20 protein-coding genes and 1 pseudogene are annotated in these 19,255 nt (G+C 44.0%); all 21 read right to left on the bottom strand.

The genetic code is table 11. The features are described from left to right. Nucleotides 1-16 precede the first annotated feature (16 nt). Nucleotides 17-619 carry a response regulator transcription factor gene (locus tag ACE4RR_RS19930; protein ID WP_375537200.1) on the bottom strand — a complete coding sequence of 201 codons (603 nt, stop codon included), beginning with the start codon at nucleotides 617-619 and terminating at the stop codon, nucleotides 17-19. Beyond that, complete coding sequence (locus tag ACE4RR_RS19925; RefSeq protein WP_375537189.1) at nucleotides 619-1,728, bottom strand: sensor histidine kinase; 1,110 nt, start codon at nucleotides 1,726-1,728, stop codon at nucleotides 619-621. Before ACE4RR_RS19925 ends, ACE4RR_RS19930 begins: the two co-directional genes overlap by 1 nt. A gap of 73 nt (nucleotides 1,729-1,801) precedes the next feature. Then, nucleotides 1,802-2,488 (bottom strand): ABC transporter permease, encoded by a 687-nt coding sequence (locus ACE4RR_RS19920; RefSeq protein ID WP_375537188.1) that lies wholly within the window; start codon nucleotides 2,486-2,488, stop codon nucleotides 1,802-1,804. Continuing rightward, nucleotides 2,485-3,219: an ABC transporter permease gene (locus ACE4RR_RS19915; RefSeq protein WP_375537187.1), complete on the bottom strand. Its 735-nt coding sequence runs from the start codon at nucleotides 3,217-3,219 to the stop codon at nucleotides 2,485-2,487. Before ACE4RR_RS19915 ends, ACE4RR_RS19920 begins: the two co-directional genes overlap by 4 nt. Nucleotides 3,220-3,223: 4 nt before the next feature. Then, nucleotides 3,224-4,168 carry an ABC transporter ATP-binding protein gene (locus ACE4RR_RS19910; protein ID WP_375537186.1) on the bottom strand — a complete coding sequence of 315 codons (945 nt, stop codon included), beginning with the start codon at nucleotides 4,166-4,168 and terminating at the stop codon, nucleotides 3,224-3,226. A 141-nt stretch (nucleotides 4,169-4,309) separates the two neighbouring features. Further along, complete coding sequence (locus ACE4RR_RS19905) at nucleotides 4,310-4,663, bottom strand: hypothetical protein (RefSeq protein WP_375537185.1); 354 nt, start codon at nucleotides 4,661-4,663, stop codon at nucleotides 4,310-4,312. 172 nt (nucleotides 4,664-4,835) lie between these two features. Further along, on the bottom strand, nucleotides 4,836-6,134 hold the full coding sequence (locus ACE4RR_RS19900) for a CapA family protein (RefSeq protein WP_375537184.1): 1,299 nt from the start codon (nucleotides 6,132-6,134) through the stop codon (nucleotides 4,836-4,838). A 12-nt stretch (nucleotides 6,135-6,146) separates the two neighbouring features. Beyond that, nucleotides 6,147-6,890 carry an oxygen-insensitive NADPH nitroreductase gene (gene nfsA, locus ACE4RR_RS19895; protein ID WP_375537183.1) on the bottom strand — a complete coding sequence of 248 codons (744 nt, stop codon included), beginning with the start codon at nucleotides 6,888-6,890 and terminating at the stop codon, nucleotides 6,147-6,149. Then, nucleotides 6,883-8,304, bottom strand: coding sequence for an allantoinase AllB (gene allB / locus ACE4RR_RS19890; RefSeq protein ID WP_375537182.1), 1,422 nt, complete (start codon nucleotides 8,302-8,304; stop codon nucleotides 6,883-6,885). Before allB ends, nfsA begins: the two co-directional genes overlap by 8 nt. Before the next feature lie 21 nt (nucleotides 8,305-8,325). Next, nucleotides 8,326-9,240, bottom strand: coding sequence for a dihydroorotate dehydrogenase (locus ACE4RR_RS19885; RefSeq protein WP_375537181.1), 915 nt, complete (start codon nucleotides 9,238-9,240; stop codon nucleotides 8,326-8,328). Next, the gene (locus tag ACE4RR_RS19880; protein ID WP_375537180.1) at nucleotides 9,237-10,025 is read right to left on the bottom strand and encodes a dihydroorotate dehydrogenase electron transfer subunit; all 789 of its coding nucleotides are present in this window, start codon (nucleotides 10,023-10,025) and stop codon (nucleotides 9,237-9,239) included. The genes ACE4RR_RS19885 and ACE4RR_RS19880 overlap by 4 nt, the downstream gene beginning before the upstream one ends. Then, entirely contained in the window at nucleotides 10,006-11,280 is a 1,275-nt protein-coding gene (locus ACE4RR_RS19875; RefSeq protein ID WP_375537179.1) for a Zn-dependent hydrolase, read from the bottom strand. The genes ACE4RR_RS19880 and ACE4RR_RS19875 overlap by 20 nt, the downstream gene beginning before the upstream one ends. Nucleotides 11,281-11,393: 113 nt before the next feature. Further along, nucleotides 11,394-12,995 carry a PucR family transcriptional regulator gene (locus tag ACE4RR_RS19870; RefSeq protein ID WP_375537178.1) on the bottom strand — a complete coding sequence of 534 codons (1,602 nt, stop codon included), beginning with the start codon at nucleotides 12,993-12,995 and terminating at the stop codon, nucleotides 11,394-11,396. Nucleotides 12,996-13,007: 12 nt separating this feature from the next. Further along, a complete protein-coding gene (locus ACE4RR_RS19865; protein WP_375537177.1) occupies nucleotides 13,008-14,288 on the bottom strand; it encodes a TRAP transporter large permease in 1,281 nt (426 codons plus the stop codon). 11 nt (nucleotides 14,289-14,299) lie between these two features. Then, nucleotides 14,300-14,788 carry a TRAP transporter small permease gene (locus ACE4RR_RS19860; protein ID WP_375537176.1) on the bottom strand — a complete coding sequence of 163 codons (489 nt, stop codon included), beginning with the start codon at nucleotides 14,786-14,788 and terminating at the stop codon, nucleotides 14,300-14,302. Nucleotides 14,789-14,903: 115 nt separating this feature from the next. After that, nucleotides 14,904-15,980 (bottom strand): TRAP transporter substrate-binding protein, encoded by a 1,077-nt coding sequence (locus ACE4RR_RS19855; protein WP_375537175.1) that lies wholly within the window; start codon nucleotides 15,978-15,980, stop codon nucleotides 14,904-14,906. A 402-nt stretch (nucleotides 15,981-16,382) separates the two neighbouring features. After that, a complete protein-coding gene (locus ACE4RR_RS19850; RefSeq protein ID WP_375537174.1) occupies nucleotides 16,383-16,574 on the bottom strand; it encodes a hypothetical protein in 192 nt (63 codons plus the stop codon). Nucleotides 16,575-16,936: 362 nt separating this feature from the next. Then, complete coding sequence (locus ACE4RR_RS19845) at nucleotides 16,937-17,335, bottom strand: collagen-like protein (RefSeq protein ID WP_375537199.1); 399 nt, start codon at nucleotides 17,333-17,335, stop codon at nucleotides 16,937-16,939. Nucleotides 17,336-17,676: 341 nt separating this feature from the next. Further along, nucleotides 17,677-18,090, bottom strand: a complete 414-nt coding sequence (gene fosB, locus ACE4RR_RS19840; RefSeq protein WP_375537173.1) for a metallothiol transferase FosB — start codon at nucleotides 18,088-18,090, stop codon at nucleotides 17,677-17,679. Between the two features lie 68 nt (nucleotides 18,091-18,158). Next, nucleotides 18,159-18,323: pseudogene (locus ACE4RR_RS21550) on the bottom strand (DinB family protein); the annotation flags it as partial. Nucleotides 18,324-18,741: 418 nt separating this feature from the next. Next, nucleotides 18,742-19,128 (bottom strand): hypothetical protein, encoded by a 387-nt coding sequence (locus ACE4RR_RS19835; protein ID WP_375537172.1) that lies wholly within the window; start codon nucleotides 19,126-19,128, stop codon nucleotides 18,742-18,744. Between the last annotated feature and the right edge of the window lie 127 nt (nucleotides 19,129-19,255).

Genomic DNA, 19,255 nt, shown 5'->3' with positions numbered 1-19,255 from the left:
TCAAACCGTTAATTTATTACTTCAAATAATAAATGGCGAGCTGGGTGCGGTCGCGGAGCTGGAGTTTTTCCAGGATAATGGATAGCGTATTCCGGACCGTCCCTTCACTGAGATAAAGCTGCTCAGCTATTTCCCGATTAGAAAGTCCCTGCGCGACAAGAGACGCGATGTCTTTTTCCCTCGGAGTTAATTGCTCGAGCTCTTTCTTTTCTGCAGGTCCGGTCAATTGTCTCAGCACTTCTGCGTCTAAGATGCTGGAGCCTGATACAAGGGCTCGAATCTGCTCGGCCATATTGGAAACTCCCGTGGATTTGATTAAATAACCCTCCGCTCCAGCTGAGATGGCGAGGCGGATGTTTTTTTCATCCTTAAAAGTAGTTAACATCATCACATGAATTTGCGGCCATTCAACTTTAATCTGCCTGGTGGCTTGAATACCGTCCATGACAGGCATCTGTATATCCATTAAAACTACACTCGGGGCTTTTCGTCGGCAGGAATCAATTGCTTCCGCCCCATTAGCTGCTGTACCAATGATCTCCATATTTTTTTCCCGGGAGAGGAGAATTTTCAGGCTTTGGCAGACCAACGTGTCATCATCTACGATCAAAATTTTCATCATTCGTGCCTCCTTGTTTCGAGGGGAAGGACACAGATTAACAGAAATCCATCCGTAGTATCCGTCGATATGCTCCCTCCAACGGCCCTGGCACGATGACGCAGATTTCTTAAGCCAACTCCTGCTTCTTTCGCTGTTCTATTCCTATCTGCCCCATCGTTATGAACAGCCAGTCGTAATATGTGCGGATTTATATCAAGCGTAACCTCCACCTTCTGCGGCGTGGCGTGCCGGGCGATATTCGTCAGCGCTTCTTTTAAACAGGGGTAAAGGATACTCCATAAATGAGGCTGAATTTTAGTGGTGTCTCCAAAAATCTGCAGGTGGATGGGACACATAGTGAATTGGTCACTAATTTCCTGGAAGCCCTCGATCCCCAGCTCTTTCACTGACTTCATATTATGTACTGTTTCCCGAAGGTAGGCCGCACTATTGGTAAGCCGTTCCCTGGCTTTTTCAAACATCTCTTCCGCTGCTGAATCACCATCCTTCTCCAGCTGCTCATAAGCCTGCAGAGCAAGTACTGAAGCTGTCAGCTCATGACCAACCTCATCATGCAGCTGCTGGGCAATTCGGTTTCTTTCTGCCAACTCTGCCATTTGGGCACTCTGGGCATTTGCTAAAAGCAGCTCCTCTTTTAAATTTTCCAGCTCATACCGGTCCCGTCGCTGATGATCAGCTTCTTTTTGAAATTTCTTTGTATCCTGCTTCCAGCCAGCAAGAATGATTCCAGACAAGCCTGCCTGGACAAAAACAGCCAGAAGAAAAATAGACGAGTCAGAATAAACAATCACAAAAAGAAGAGCAGGAATGCTCAGCCATGGTTGTCTCAGATACATGCTTTCAAAAATGGGAACAGCTAGGGCAAAAGCAGCAAATGGCCAGTAAAAAAATGCAATGATACACGCAAGCTGGTCAATGAATACAGTCCAGCCGGGCAACGGAAGGCGCCATCTCGCCAGGGTGGCGACAACAAGAAATAATAGTAGGATGATCCCTTCTTCGCCTCCTCCTCTCAGCATCCACAGCAGACTAAGGAGAACCAATCCGAGAACACGACAGAGAACGGCAGCTGATTCTGAATTCCATTTTTCCCATTTGTTATTCATACATATACACGCCCTTATCGACACTTATCATTAGCATAACAAAACAGGATAGATAGAACCGGTCATTGCCTGCCTAAGCAAGCCTTTTTCTACTCCCTGCCAATAAGAAAGCAAAACAGAAAAGTAGCATAACCGCCAATGGAATAAGGAGTTCTTTCACGGTCGCCCCAGATGCAAGAAGCAGGGTTGCTTCCGCTGCCCAATAAGTCGGCAGAAACATGACTGCTCGATGAAGCAGCTCCGGCATCGCTTCGACCGGCCACATGACACCTCCCAGCATAGCCATGAGGACGATGAGACCTCCGAGAGTGCTGAAAGCCGCCTCTTTATCCCGGAATAGGGAGTACCAGGTTAAAGTAAAACCGAGGGCAGTCATGGAAAAGACGGTATAAATGATAAAAAATAAGAAGGGTGACGGCAGACTTCCTCCGTGGACGATACTTCCAACAATTAAAAACATGGCATTAACCCCGGTAAGGATGGCGGTGTAGGCTAATAAATTCTGCCATAAATACTGAAAATGTGTGATAGGGGCAGCACTCACCCGTAGTAAAATATTATCTGTCCGGTCTTCAATCAGGATGGCACTCAGCCGTGAAGCTATAAATAACAGCAGTAAACTGTAATAATGAAAGCCTAATGGAATCGGCGGCCAATCAAACGTTGGCAGAAAGACGGCTCCAATCGGCAGCGCAAGTAAAAAAATACTGTTTGATTTTTTTCGGAAAAAACGTTTAAATACGAACGAAAATATCGTCATATGAGCTTCCGCCTTCCGAAATACACCGCAGTCAAAGCTAAAATGATAAAGGATACAATTAATAAACCTAAGCTTATCAGTGCTGTTTCAATATTTTCTCCTGTTATTGCTGCAAATATCATATTCTGCCCAAGAGCAAAAGGATTGCTGTAGCTGGATAATAACTGAAAAGCTTTATTTTCCGGGAATGAAAACCACACTTCTGAGAGCAGCAGACATGCCATCCCGAAACCAATTCCGAGCCGTTCCGCGGTTTTATAATTGTTCACCCATAAAACAAAGGTAATATACAGAAATTGAATAACGGTGGATACGACGAAAAGAATCAACAGGACAATGCCTAAATTCCCCCAATAGACACCAAAAACAAAAATCGTAAAAATCACAACGGTAAAGCTCTGCAATACACTAAAAAGAGTACTTGAGATTAAGATGGAATACGCATGCTGGTAAACTTCCATGGGAAGTGAATACATTCTCCATCTCATGGAAGACATGAGGTCACCTTTTACATACTCCATGGTGTAAAACCCGCTGAACATAAGAAATGCAAACACCATCGTGACGGAAATCTCATCCCTAATCGGAATCCCGCGTGATTCACTTATTACGCCGCCTGCTAGTAACGCCAGAACAGAAATTAAAGCGATAGGCGTCAATATAAGGATGGTCATTCCTACATAGTCCCTCAGCATCCGTCTTACGATGAAATAACTGGATCTAAAAATCATCTTTTTATTTCCTCCCCACGTCGCGGAGTTGCTTCCCGGTAAGGGTTAAAAACACATCCTCCAAGGTTGGTTTTTCCGTGTAGAAAGAGTGAATTTCACCAGATGCTTTGGCAATCGACAGCACCCGGTCCAGGTTTCCGGCCCCCACCTGAGAAATAATCAAAATTTCTCTGCCTGTGAGACTTACTTGTTTTACTCCATCGACTCTCCGGAGCTTTTGTAAAAGGTCCTCCGCGGGGTCTGCCACCTCGATCTTAATTTTCTCCTCATGCTGTATTTTTTTTACAAGATCGTTCATGGTTCCCTCTGCTATTACATACCCCAGATCCATGATCACGACTCGGGAAGCGAAATTTTGGACTTCCTCCATATAATGAGTCGAATAAATAATTGTCGTGCCCTGCTCATTTAATTGCCGGATCGTTTCTAATATATGATTCCGTGACTGCGGATCAATCCCTACCGTAGGTTCATCCATAATGAGCAGCTTTGGTCTGTGAACGATCGCACAGGCAATGTTTAATCGCCTTTTCATTCCGCCTGAAAAGGTCGTAGGCAGCTTGTTCGCGTATTGTGAAAGACCGACGAATTCCAGGGTCTTTTCTATTCTTTCTTTTAATTCCTGTCCTTTAAGCCCGTAAATGCCACCAAAAAACTGGAGATTTTCTTTTGCCGTTAAATCGTGGAATACAGCAATTTCTTGCGTCACAACGCCCATCTGCCGTTTAATTTCCAATAAATTAGATTTTTGCTCCCTGCCAAAAACATTGATTTCCCCCGAATCAAAACCGATTATGCCTGATACAGCATGAATCAACGTTGTTTTCCCTGCCCCATTAGGACCTAATAAGCCCAGGACCTCTCCCTCTGCAATTTCCAGGTCTACATTATCCAGAGCCAAATGGGAGCCATACCTTTTTACAATACTTTTTACTCGCACCTCAGCCATGCCATAACCTCCTTAACATCCTTCTTAATACTACCTTAATGGGTTATGTATGATTCGAGTAGTTACAAATGTAATGATGACTGGTGCACAACGAAAATCGATAAAAGTTCATTGTCGAGGGTGAGACTGGTTAGCATATTGCTATTTCGTGTTGAATTTACTCTTTAAATCAACAGCCATGATTTCTGCTACATCCTCACAAAGCATGATGAAATAATCAACTTCAAAAATGTGATCGGGATGAAGTCCATCCTTTTGCAGACGCTCCTGTACTTTTTCTAAATGAATACCGAATTTATCCGGCTTTTCAGAATGCCTGACCATTTCGCTAATATCGACGCTTAGGGAGTGAATGTCGTCATGAAAATCTTCAGGCAGAAGCCTCTCAAATGGCTGATTAATTGAATAAAAAACCACCGCATCCGCGGTATAGGCCTGGACGAACATCCATTTAGGGTGTAAATATCCGTCCAACTCATCAAAATAGATCCACAAAACGAAGCCCCTCCTTAAATTCTTTCTATAGAATTCTCTGTGTTCATTTCTTCTTTTTGGTTTAATAAAAAAAGAAGATCCAACATATGGACCTTCTTTTATCTTAAATATAGCCACAATAAGGAGCAGTCTAAACCACTCACATTTTCGTCCTCTCATTCCACCACCCACTTTACAACCTGATAACTCCGGTGCCGTCCTTTTGAATCTCTATTTTCGTTCCGAAAGGTCGGGACAGAGCTTGCAGGTGTTCGAGCACAGAAGGGTCTTCCGTCAACTTCGGCCATCCTCTTGTGTAACGTGGTTTTCCAAATCCTAAATCGATCGGATAGAAGGTGATTTCTACTAATCCGCCATGATTCATCTTCCATACAGGAATGACAGAGCGCCAGACATCCGGGTTGATGCCGAGTCCTTTCATGCCGCTGTCGCTCCTCGCATCAAAGGCGTCCGCCACATTCGCCTCGTAAGGAAGGTGATATTTTTCGTAGAAATCCTTAGGGAGGTGGGTGACGGTATCATTTTGAAAAATGAAATTTCCGAGGCCGTGAAAAATGGGCTTGCCTTTATATATTTCCACTCCTCGTACTACATGGGGACCGTGGCATATCACGGAATCGGCGCCGGCGTCGATCATTTTTCTGGAAAAATCAAGCTGAAAGTCGGCGGGCTTGTTTTTATCTTCTTTCTCCATTTCGTGAGAATGAAGGCTGACGATAACGTATTCTGCCTGTCTCTCTGCTTCTTTAACGGATTGCTCCAGTCGCTTAAGGTCCTTTGGAACGACGGTGCGTACCTTCCCTTCCTCGGTACCGTTCTTGAAGAAATGACCGCCAAATCGCAATGTTTTCCCATTTGACGGTGTTTTAAAGCCTTCTTTCACAGCAAGGTTTTCGTCTGCGTTAATGTAAGTAGCCTCTGCGACAGCACGGAGCTGGTTCAGCTTGTCATTGGAGACGGTGTAGGTCGTGTCAAAGCGCAGAGGGTTGATCCCCGGGCGTCCCGGCATGTCCCGGCTTTGTTCTCCGGCTGTCCATGATTCGTGAAAGGTGGACGTACAGGCGATTAAAGCAGTTCTTCCGTTTGGTGTATCAAGGTAGCGGGGAGCAGAAGCGTCCGCAAGCTGGCTGCCGAAGCCGGCGTAAACAAATCCGCGGTCCTGCACGTGCTGCTCGGTCGCCAGCATGCCACCGTATAAGTAATCGAGAGTATGGTTCGTTGCCCCGTTCAGCATATTAAAGGAGTAATAGGCGAGGTCGTCCAATACTTCTGGGTCGGCCATCGCCCATGTACCACCGCTGAATGCAGAGGGAGAGCCTTCCCTTCGATGGGTGGTGACCTCCAGGTTGGCAAAGCGGACATCTCCCTGAAGAAGTATATGTTTCAATGCTTCTGCATTGGAATCACCTTGCGGGAGGCGTCTCGTAATGAAACAGTCGCCGGCTGCAGAAAAAGTAATCGGATAAGACATGCAAGCATCTCCTTATTTCATCTTGAAGCCTTGTTTTTTTAGAAATGCAGTAACCCCGGGACGGCGGGGAGTGGAGAGGTAGGCTGCCATCTGCGAACTCCAGCCCGACTGCTTAGGGTTTGGTTTTCTATTACTGTAATAATGTAGGGTGCGCTCGTCGTATTCAACTATCGCTTTTTCGATATCATTGGCGTCGTAATGATTCTCATGCAGCACCCCGTATAATGGGAAGCGCGGCTTTTGATCTGTAATGGAAGCAGGGTAGCCGAGGCAAAGTCCCATGACCGGAAATGTCCATTCCGGAAGTTTTAAAAGCTTTGCCACTTTTTCGGAATGGTTGCGGATACCGCCGATCATCACTCCTCCGAGTCCGTAAGCGCGGGCTGTCAGCAAAGCGTTTTGGGCAGCAAGAGCAGTGTCAACGGCTCCGACGATGACATTTTCCGTTTCCTCCATTTCAAATGGGACCTCAAGCCGGCGGCTTATAAGAGAATGAGGATAAAAGTCAGCTGTGAATACAAAAAAAGCCGGGGCTTCCTTTACATATTTTTGATCTCCGCATAAATGGGCTAATTCGACCCGCAGTGTTTGATCGGTGATAGAAATAATACTGTAGGCCTGTACATTGTGAGAGGTCGGAGCCCATTGTGCTGAGGTAATAATTTCTTTTATGATCTCCTCTGGAATACGTGTATTCTTAAATTTTCTTGTAGATCGGTGACTTTGAATATGGTTGGCAACTGGGTGCTTATCCATGAATCGCCGTTCCTTTTTGAACAGGAGTGACCAGCTGTCCGGTGGAGTCTTCGATCACGCTGCCATTATGCATGACAGTTCTGCCGCGTACGATGGTACGAACAGGCCATCCTTTCACAGGAAAGCCGTTATAAGCGGACACCTTGCTTTTACTGTGAAGTTTTTCGACTTCGATTGTTCCTTCTTTATTCATATCTACAAACGTAAAATCAGCATCAGAACCAGGTTGAAGCGTGCCTTTTTGAGGAGCGATTCCGTACATCCTGGCAGGCTCTTCAGAAAGCAGCTGAACAAAACGGTTTAATGAGATCCGTTTTTCGCTGACGGCATTCAGCATGAGCGGTGCAAGTGTTTCGACGCCGCACATACCGGCGGGAATCGACCAGAGTTCCCCATCTTTTTCTTCGGCGGTGTGAGGGGCATGGTCAGAACAGACAGCGGAAATCGTCCCATCCTTTATCCCCTCCCAAATCGCGTCTTGATCTTTTTTAAATTTCACCGGTGGATAAACCTTCATCGTAGAGCCGATGTCGTTATACTGCTCGGCGGACAAAAAGAGGTAATGAGGGCAGGTTTCTACAGTGACAGGAAGTCCTTCGTGTTGTGCCTGTCTGACAAGCTCCACCGCTTCGCCGCTGCTGACGTGCAGCACGTGAAAACGGACACCAGTCGCCCTTGCCATTGAAATGCCTGTCTGGACCGTCAATACCTCAGCAAGAGAAGGGCGGCCTTCAAGCAGATCGCCGTAGCTGCTGCCGCCGCGTTCTTCTACCCGGCTTGTCAGCGTTTGGATCAAATCGTTATTTTCTGCATGTACAGCAAAAATCTGTCCGGTATTCGAGACATGCTCCATCATTTCATATACCTCTCCATCATGGAAAGGAGGAATAACATTGTCCATTCCTGGTTTGTAGTTATACATCAATTGGAACGTTTTCTCATGCACGGCGTAGCCCCAGAAGAATTTAAAGGAAATGACACCGCGTTCATGAAGCTCGAGAATCTTATTATTATTGAGATGACCAAGACAAATGCCCCATAAGCCGAAATCAACGGCGGCTTTTGAAGAAAGATTGTCTTTCTGTTGATCGAAGTGTGCAGCATTATCGACAGGCGGTGTGGTATTAGGCATTTCAAATACCGTAGTTATTCCACCGGCTGCAGCTGCACGCGTGGAGTGATAAAAATCTTCTTTATGTGTCGGGCCGGGGTCTCGGGAGTGGACATGGGTATCCATGAGGCCGGGAAGCACATGAAGGCCGGCAGCATCGATGGTTTCATTAGCTTCCAGCAGTTTGACATCTGGTGCAGTTACAGCTATGATTTTTTCATCTTTTACATAAATAGTTGCTTGATATGTTTCTGTGCCAGTTACCAGGGTGCCGTTTTTAATACATAAGTCACACGTCGCCATACGGTTTTCTCTCCTTTTTTCTTACAACTGAACGGTGCCAATTAAGTCATTCACATCATCAATGTCATGCCTTTGCATATAGTCTTGAATATCAGAAAGCACATCAGTGAGCGCGGTAGGGTGAATAAAACTTGCTGTTCCGACTTGAACGGCAGAGGCGCCTGCAATCATCATTTCGACCGCATCTTTTCCGTTCATGATGCCTCCGCATCCAATGATAGGAATGGAAGTGACCTGGGCGGTTTGATAAATCATTCGGACGATAATCGGTTTAACAGCGGAACCGGACAACCCCCCCATGACATTGCCGATTCTAGGTTTACGGGTTTCCGTATCAATCGCCATAGCAAGAAGTGTATTAGCTACGGTCAGGGCATCAGCGCCGCCTTTTTCTGCTGCTTTCGCAATATCCTGAATGCTGGTTACGTTTGGTGTCAACTTAGCAATCAACGGCACCTCGGTCACCCGTCGTACTTTTTGCATCAATTGGTAGGTGACGTCTGCATCCATTCCAAAAGCATGGCCGTCCCCCTTTAAATTTGGACAGGAAATATTGAGTTCAAGCGCATCGATATGCTTATGTCTGCCGAGCAGTTCAGACATTTCACAAAATTCTTCAATTGAATCAGCGGATATACTTGAAATGATAGGAGCATCGTACTGGGCATAGTCGGGAATAACGTATTTGACGTAATAATCAATCCCTTTGGACTGTATACCGATGGAATTGATCATACCGCTCGGTGTTTCGCATACTCTTGGTGTCTGATTTCCCGGGCGGGGATGCTTCGTAATACTTTTTGGGACGATCGCGCCGAGTTTATTAAAATCGATAACTTCATGCATTTCCGGACCGAATGCTCCGGAAGCCGGCATAACAGGGTTAGAAAGGGTTAATGATCCAATACGAATACTCGTGTTACGCCTTGCAATCATGAGAGCACCACCTTTTTTAATGGAAAGACGGGGCCGTCAATACATACTCTGACCGATTTGTGGCTGCCGTCGTCTTCTTCGATATCACAGACACAAGCAAAGCATGCCCCCATGGCGCACCCCATATGCTCCTCAAGCGCAATTTCCCCAGGAAGGTTATAATGATCGGCAAATCGCTGGGCAAGCTTTGATAAACGCTTTGATCCGCAAGTATAAATAGCATCTATCTTCTTTTCTTTCATTTTCTGATGCATAAGTCGTTCCACCGATTCGACGTCGCTCGTTTGTTCTTCCTCTGTCACCGGATATACCTTTGTACCGAATGCCTTCAGCATGTCCGCGGCGAGCAGATCATCCTTCGATCTGGCGCTTAAAACTGCTGTGCAATGAACCCCCTGGAAAGACGCTTCCTGGGCGAGAGCGGCAAGTGTCGCAATGCCGACCCCTCTTGCGAGCAGTAGAATTTCTTTGGCATGCTCTGGAATTTGAAACCCTTTTCCAGCCGGCCCAAACAAATCGACCGTATCGCCGCTTTCCTTTTTCGTCAGCGCCGCTGTGCCTTCACCTTTCACAAGGTAGAGAAATTCAATCGTCCGCTCTTCCTTGTTGATTAGATAAATGCTGAAAGGCCTACGCAGAAATGGGGTATATTCATCCGAGCAGCGTACGTGGAAAAACTGACCGGGTTTAATCGTTTCCTGGACTCTGGAGGTATCAAGCGTCATGTGCCAATAACGGGCACTGACCTGAACGTTAGAAAGAACCTTAAGAAGGTGCTGCTTCATAGTTGACGCCTCCTTTCTGACCAGGGGAGAGAGTGCCTTCCGCAAGGGACAGGACTGTGTGCTCCAACACATCGACCCCGAGGGTAATATCTGCTTTTCTGGTGTATTCGTCAGGGTGATGACTGAGGCCATTAACAGATGGAACAAAAATTAATCCGGAAGGCCATTTCTTTGCCATGTTCATCACATCATGTCCGGCACCGCTCACTATTTTCAATGGAGAAATATCAAGCTCACGGCAGGCTGCCTCAAATTTCTTTTTGATCACGTCACTTAATGGAACCGGGTCTTCCTCCGATAACGATTCAAATCGAACGAAAAGCTTCCTGGTCTGTTCTATTTTTTTGGCTTTATGCTGAATTGAACGCAATACTTTTTTTCTGGACCGGACATCACTGCTGCGTATGTCAATATCAATGACACATTCACCTGGAACAACATTCATAGCCCCCGGATGCGTTTTGATGCTTCCTGCAGTGGCTACCGTTCCATGTTCCTTTTCCTTACGGGCTGCTTTTTCAAGAGCAAGAATAAGCTCAGAGGCACCGGTGAGTGCGTCCTTTCTTGTATCCATCGACGTTGTCCCGGAATGAGAAGCTTTTCCAGTGATGGTGGCTCTTACCCGCAGCGGGGCAGCAATACTGCAGGCGATCGCAATCGAGCGATTTTCATCCTCAAGAGCCGGCCCCTGTTCTATATGCATTTCTAAAAAAGCTTTAAAATCCTGCACTTTTTTTTCAGCCTTTGGAAACCGAGAGAAAGAAAGCCCTGCTTCCTTTACGGCATCCTCCAACCGAATACCGTCTCTATCGGTTAACGAGCCCATGGAAGAGGAGCCCTCCCCGGCCATCCATTTGCTGCCGATAGTGGAAACTCCGAATCTTGATGATTCTTCTGATCGGAAAACGATAATGTCGACAGGATGCTTCGTTTGTATTTTTCGTTCATTAAGCCGGCTCACAATTTCCAGGCCGGCAAGGACACCAATCGTCCCATCGAAGCAGCCTCCGGAATAGACGGTATCTAGATGAGAACCAATAGCGACAGAGGCCAGGTCTTCGGTACCATTTCTACGCGCTATAACGTTGCCTGCAGAATCCTCGGATACAGTCATTCCTTCTTTCTCACACCATGATGAAAACAACGCTATCGCCTTGCTTTCTTCCTTCGTGTATGCGAGCCGATTTACTCCATTGTCGGAGGCACCAATTGAATTTATTTCTTTTAACCACGTTTGTACGCGTTCCGTTCCCATCTTTTCACCTCAACTCCGTTTCCTAAAAAATGCGTGTTATATCTCTCCTTTCATTTTATAATTCCGGACCGCAGCAGTACGATGTCGGAATAGACAAATAAAAGTAAGCTTTTTTAGGGGGTTAGATAACTGTTTGTTAAAAAGTAATGTATTTTCATGCCGAGCTGAATCATCATTTTTTCTTCTGAATGCTGAAAGCTCAACCCGGTCAACGTTTTAACTTTTTGAAGTCGGTATTTCAGCGTATTGACATGAATATAAAGGCTTTCAGATGTAGCAGCCAGGGATTCATTATGCAGAAAATAAGCCTCAACGGTCCGCATTAGTTCTAAATTGTGGTTTTTATCGTATTCAATCAGGTTTCCGACCGTTTCCTGATGAAACCTCACCATTTCTTCCTTCTTGTCCATGTGGACAAATAAGCGGTAAACGCCAAGCTCGTCATAATGAACGACTGCATTTTCCTTTAAAGGGAGCGAGCGGCTGATGGAAATGGCTAGCTCTGCCTGACGGAAGCTTTCTTGAATACCGGTGACATCCGCTTCTGCTATTCGTCCGATACCTGCAGCCGGAATAATTTTTAACGATGCCTGTAATTCTCTTATCAGACGCCGAATCTGCAGGAGAACATCCGACTCTTCCTTATCAATGGAAGGAAAGAGAATATAGAGCATTTGATTCATCACCCCGACCACGGCATCTGTTTCAATCTGCTTGATAATGAGTTCGATTTTTGTTAATTGATCGGTTAGAAATAATTCCCTTTCTACATAAACCGCGCAGCAAATGTAGCGGTGATCCGGATGGATATTATAAATTTTTGCGTTCTCTTTCATTTCATTTGCGCTTAGAATGTCTTCCTTTAATAATGAGCGGAAAAAATCACTTTTGTATTTGATTTCAATTTCATAACGGACTTTCTTTCTCATAAATTCAAGAGCAAGCACAGAGGAGGCTCTTTCTAAAATAGCAAGGTCTGCCTCGATGTGTTCATTTTCTTCATCCCAGCTAGAGATGACTCCGTAGACTTTTCCGTCGACAATGATCGGAGACGTAATACAGCTTGTGCTTTTCCCATCTGTGTGCTTTCTTTGAAGACGTATAGGGCGCTGCACGAGCTCAAGCTCTTCCACCTGCTGGGTGTGAAGAGGCTGGAAGCTGCTGCTGAAGGCAGCGACATTCACGAATGAAACAAGGCTTTCTATCGCAATGTTGTGTTTTGTTAAATGAGTAAGAATATGAATCAGGTGATTAATACTTGATTCATTTAACGACACTTCATTTAGTAGTCGATAAGCTTCCTCGATATCCTCCTGCAGGACAACTTTTCGGTCGAATATGCTGTTCATGACAGGGGAGAGGATGTCGAGATATGAAATACGCTCCGGTATCTCAATGACGGGGAAACAGTATTTCTCAGCAGCTTCGAGTATCGTGTAGGGAATATACTCCGTGAAACGGTTCGGCTTGATCGCAAGCGCGCTCGTACCTCGTTCATGAAGTTCACGGATTAGATTACGCTGTGCTTCTTTATCATCTTTAATCGGATAAAGGCTGGTAAGAAGCAGTTCGTTCCCTTTTAACCATTTCACGATATCAGGCACTTCCATAATCGTTACATAGTTTAATTTGTTTTCGATCCCTTGATAACCGGCAATAATCCGGCATTCCCTAAGACCACCGATTTTCATTGCTTCTTTTAATGTAATTGTCATGAGACTGTCCCCTTATTCAAGTAAATAGAGAAGAAATAAAGAGGCCTGAGGAATATAGGTGATAACGAGGAGCGCCGCGAACTGAACGAAAAAGAATTGCTTCAATCCCGGCAGCATCTCGAGCATATTCTGTTTTGTGATCGACTGTGTCACAAAAATATTAATGCCAAACGGCGGGGTGTACATTCCAATGGCCAGGTTCGAAATGAACACAACTCCGAGGTGGACCGGATCAATACCAAGTGCAATCGCTGCCGGGAAAATAAGCGGCGCAATAATAATGATCGCGGCTACACCTTCCATAAACATCCCCATAATCAACAGGGCAACATTTAGAAGAAGCAGGAAAAGCAGAGCGGATTGGATATTTTCAGACATGAATGTTGCTACCTGCTGAGGAATACCACCGCGCGTTAATAACCAGCCGAGAATCTGGGCAGATGCCACAAGAATAAGTACCTGTGCCGAAGTAACCGCTGAATTGACAAAAACCAGGTACAGTTTTTTCCACGTCATTTCCCGGTAGATAAATGCACTAATTGCTAACGCATAAACGGCAGATATACCTGCTGCCTCCGTCGGTGTGAATATACCGGCGTAAATACCGCCCAGAATAATGACCGGAATCATAAGCGCCCAAAAAGCTTTCAAAGTAGAGGTGATCACTTCTTTAAATGAAGCCCGCTTATCACGAGGCATGTTGTGTTTCTTTGCATGAAAATAAATAAAAACGACGGCAGCCAATCCATAAATAATACCTGCTCCGATACCGGCGATAAATAAATCTCCGACCGACACCTGTGTAATAACCGAGCCTAATACGATCAATGTAATACTTGGAGGAATAATCAACGATACCGAGCCTGCCGAGGCAAGAAGTCCCGAAGCGAAGGCCTTGTCATATTTCTGCCGGAGTAATTCAGGATACATCATTTTACCGATGGCAATAACAGTCGCAGGACTAGAACCCGACAAGGCACCGAAAAACATGCTCGATACCTGGGTGGTCATGGCGACACCACCGGCTAAATGTCCAACGAGTGCGCGGGCCCAACGTAAAATCCGTTTTGATAGACCGCCGCTTTCCATAATATTTGCAGCCAGGATGAAAAAGGGAAGGGCCATCAAAGCAAACTGATCGAGCCCGGCAAACATTCGCTGCACGAGAATCATCGGCTGAATATCACTGACCAGCAGAACACTTAAAAACGCTGACAAACCAAGGGCCACAAAAATGGGCGCCCCTAAAAATAAAAGGAAAATAATGAGGATAAGCAATAAAGTAGTAGTCATATGGCAGCTCCTTAGTCATTCATGTTATTCAAGGATAGCTCTTCTTTTTTCGTTACGAGTCTGTAGGTGAGAATTCCCATGTGCAATATAGACAGTAAACAACCAACAGGTATGATCAGATAGACCCAATACATACTGAGTTCAAGTGATGGAGTGATCTGATTTGTCATAATCGAAAACTGAACCAATTCAAAACCGAACCATCCGAGAAAAATTAAAAAAAGGATGATGCAGATATTGATAAGGAGCTGGATCCAAATTTTATATTTTTTAGCCAGGAACTCCATAAAAAAATCGATGCCGACATGAATTCCACGCTGAAAGCAGAGTCCCATGCCGATAAAGGTAATCCAAATCATTGCATATCGAATAAATTCAGCGGCCCAACTCGTATTCGCCTGAAAGCCATAGCGCAGGACAACGTTCGAAAACAATACAGCCGTAGCCGCAATGAGGAGAACTGCTATCACGATTTCTTCTATTTTATTAATCGTTTTCATGAAGACGTTATGCCTCCTTTTGTAGTGGTGACGGATAAGTAAATGAATGAGTACTTTAAACTTTATGGAAAAGGGGAGAGGGAATAGCCTCTTGACTATCCCCAACCCCGAACCGTTATTCTCCTGTCACTGATTCAATTTCGTCATAGATTTTTTGTAGAATTTCTTGCTGATGGCCTTCGCTGTAAACTGCCTCATGAATCGGCTGAGATTCTTCGCGGAAGACTTCGCGTTCTTCTTCTGTCAGCTCGTAGTATTCAACGCCTTCAGTATTTTTAAGGTTTTCACGATATTCATCCTCTGTATCTGCAAGTTCCTGCCGTGCTGCTGTAACGCCTTCTTCTTCTGCTTCTGTCAGAACGTCCTGCATGCTTTCATCGAGTCCCTCGAACCATCCCTGGTTTGCCATAAGAAGGTAGGTCATCGTACCGTGATAGCCTTCAATAATGTAATCCTGTACTTCTTGATAATCATTTAAATAAATCGTCTGAAGTGGATTTTCCTGTCCATCTACCACACCCTGCTGGAGTGCGTTATATACTTCGGCATATGGTACAGGCTCTGCATTGCCGCCCCATGATTTATACTGTTCGATCAGTGTTGGCGACTCCATCGTTCTCATCGTCAACCCTTTAAAATCAGCAGGTTCATGAATTTCTTTACCACTCGTGGTGAAAAGCTTAAATCCACCAGGCCAATAACCCATACCAGTGAATCCGCCTTGTTCAAGAGTTCCTAATAACTCATCGCCGACTTCACTGTCGAGCACTTCGTATTTTTCTTCATTGCTTTCCGGCCAAAGATAAGGAAGGTCAATCACTTTAATATCGTCAACGAATGGAGAAACAACGGCAGATGGCTGCATCGTTATATCGATTTCACCAATCTGTGTACCTTCTACCTGTTCACGAAGGCTTCCCATTTGTGAAGCAGGGTAGAGATCAACCGTAACTTGTCCATCTGTCTGCTCTTCAACAACGTCCTTAAAGGCCAGCGCCCCAGCGTGCTCAGGACTTTCCTCCGGCTGGTTGTGACTGAACGTGATCGTCATTTCTTCAAACTCACTACTGGAAGAATCTCCCCCACCTTCAGAATCATCGGCGTCTGAGGATTCGCCTTCTCCGCCTCCGCATGCTGCAAGCAGAAGCATCATAGATAAGCCAGTTCCTACATACCATTTTTGGTTCTTCATGTTTTATGTCCCCCTTAGGATTCTGTGAGCTGCTGGTGTGTTCTATTATTGTTAATCGTACAATTAAGAATTTTCTTTTTCTTTGTCCTATATACTAAATTTATTAGTTTATTTTTGTCTAAATGGCTAAATTCATGTATGCATATCTTTCCAATCAGCCAAGAGGATTGATAAACAGGGCTTGAAAGCACTGATATATAAGTCTTTCTGACATAGACAATAAATGAAGAAAAAAGGAATAGGAAACGAAAAAAAGGGAGGAAATGTGACATAATCTCACCAAAATTATTGTAAAATATAATTTTTATGAGAAGTTAGGGGGTGTTTGTTGAGAGGGGGATGAGCTGCTTGAGCAAAAAAAAACCATCTCCGAACATAATGTCCGAAACTGGTTTTATGGGCTTAAGAAAGCCCTGTTGTTAAATTGAACTCTTTAATAAACTCCTCGTAGTCGAGATCTAGCTGGTCACAACATTTCTTCACTTCATCGAAGAAATTGAAATCATCACTAACCGGCAGATCGCGATTTTCTTTATAAAATAAAATTAATCCGTGCAGCTCTGCGAATGCTGTCACTCTACTAATGTTGTTCATCTTTATACTTCCTTTCCCTATTCATATGATATATTTTAACATATACACTGTCCGGATGATGACTCAGCTCAGCACGGAAATTCCCTGCGGGAGAAGAAAAATGTCGTTATTGTAGCGAAAAAGACAAAAAATTTCATTTATAATAGTGTCGCAGCATTCAGGAACCAAGTACATCGTTGCACCCGTAATCGGCAAACCAAGGTCAAAACACTATGAGAAGAAAAGAAAGAGGCTGTTCCCAGGGTAAAAAACTCCTTTCGGAACAGCCACCTTTTTTGAAATCTGGTATTGATTTACCCCGAGTCTATGGTGCTTAGACACTTTTCCTATTCAATCCAATCGATTAGAAGAAAACGTAGTTATCAGAAGCACTGGAAGGAAGAAATCCGTCTAAGATCAATCCCAAAGTAAATCCAGAAAAATCCGGTCCATCGATACCCTGCTACAGATCTTCTTCCGACAAAAACCGGGTAGAACCAAAACTGCCGCCTGTTGGTCAACCACACATAGGTATAGCGAAACAGGCAGCCTCGAATAGCGCCGGGATCAACAGCAAATACACCGACTTCGGCCGACTGTGACGGGGTAAATTGCGGCGGGGGAGCACTTGGCGGCCCCGACATCTGCCCGGGTGGTCCGCCCGGCGGTGGCCCGGGTGGTCCAAATTGTCCTGGTGGGCCGAATTGTCCTGGTGGTCCAAATTGACCTGGCGGCCCTCCAAAAGGCGGAATTTGTCTCTGCGGGTTGTCATGACATTCCATACAAGGTCGATCTATATTAGAGTGGGTATTTCTTTTACCAAATTGCTGCTCATATGGGTACAACAGAATACCTCCCTTTATTCAGGTAGTTAACGACTGGGTCAATGTCATTGTATGCAGATGAATGACCAAAACATCTTGTACCTGAACAAACGGGCTGCTGTCCCGACATTCCCGAAGGAACACGATTTTAAGTCGGAAGGTTCTTTTTGTACTCGTCTTTAATAGAACGTGTATACAAAACAAACGTTTGATTTAAAACAGCATTTTCCACATTAGGATGTTGTACACATTGTCTCTGATTGCCAATCATATAACAATTTATTAACTCCTTACCCCTATTAAGAGTAGAAGACCATGTTTCTCTGCTCATCTTTATAAAATTGAATTCTTTGCTCTAAATTACCTGTATGAAATTCAAATTTATGACCATCTGGGTCCAAAAAGTAAATGGACTTTCCTTCTCGTGCATCTCTATTTCTTCCAGGTAATATCTGAACATCGATATCGTTGAGTTTTTCTTCCAATATCTCCAGTTCATTTTCTGTAACGGAGAATGCGGTGTGGGTGTATGATTGGTAAATTTCATTTCTCGGTATATCTTTTTCTACATTTAGAGCTAACCAAGTGCCATCTAAATCAAAATAAGCCATCTTTTCCCCTTTCACAAGTAAAGTAGCGCCAAGCGCTTCCTTATAAAAATGAATCGACTTTTCTAGATCTGAAACTGAAAACGTTAGGTGATTAATTTTCATTATGCATCCTACCTTACTCTCCCAAAAATCAACCATGAAAAATTTATTTATTTCCCTCATAGATTTTTTTAATTTTTAAGAGAATGTTCAGCATACCACCGTCGAAGTAAATTGATATTCGCCTGATGATAACGGCTATGGTCTGCCATATGCCATATACCCCATCGAATGGTTGCTTGTTTTTCTTTCTCATGTCCGAAGGCCACTACTCTTTCTAAATCAGCGTCTTTCAGTTGTGTGAAAGGCGGGTGAAATCCGTCTGATTCTGTTTTGTGTATAGACATTACTATTTCTAAATGATTTTCTCTATATATCTTAAAAAGCATTTTATTTTAGTGAACGCTTGAATATTAAAACACAGATAAGCAATAAAAGAGATACACCAAACTGAATGTGTAAATTTCCTATTTTTAAAGCATTTGACACTGCAGGAGGGTGAAAAATCATTTGAAAAGAAAAGTACAAAACAATAAGTATTAAAATAACAAGAATTACATTTAAAGCTTTTTTCATAATAATATCCTTTCATTTTTTTATATCAATATTTTTTATTGATTTTCATAATACCAGTTTTATCTTTTAAAAAAAAGAAATGATAAAAACCTTTTAGAACCAGTCCCTTTTATATGTAATAACACAAATTTCACTTTATTAGTGTTTTTCTACATCTCCATATTGGTATTTATTCGGACCCAATTTTGCATACGGATAAGAACCATAAGGTGAATCATCATCCCATCTATACCATTTAGAAGTATCCCCCGTGCTTCTTGACTCTTCGTATATAAGTCCTTCGTCATCATTGGCTGCGGATGCTAATGTGGATAAAGTGAGGCCTTTTCCTACAGTAGAAAATACATCTACCGCAGTATATGACCAAGCAAAGAAAGCTAAATATGGAGTCACTTTTGCTGCAATGCTAGAACCGTATTTTTCTTTCAATTTATCTTTCGCTACATCAATCGAATAGGAAGCAGCTACTTCTGCACCATGTTTTAAAACTTCTTGAGACATTTCAGTACCAATATCTTCAGCCATATGTAACTGCTAATCTAGAGTTAACACATTCTGCTCGATAGAATTGAACACTTTTTAATAACTATCCCTCCCCGATCATGTAAACTTACATGAGTATGCTAGTTTGTGATTGGGAGGGCATGAAGGG

The sequence above is a fragment of the Alteribacillus sp. HJP-4 genome (assembly GCF_042139015.1).
In the GTDB taxonomy this organism is placed as follows: Bacteria; Bacillota; Bacilli; order Bacillales; family Marinococcaceae; genus JBHIKY01.
The sequence above is the reverse complement of the archived record's forward strand: the minus strand, read 5'-3'. Positions and strand labels throughout refer to the sequence as shown.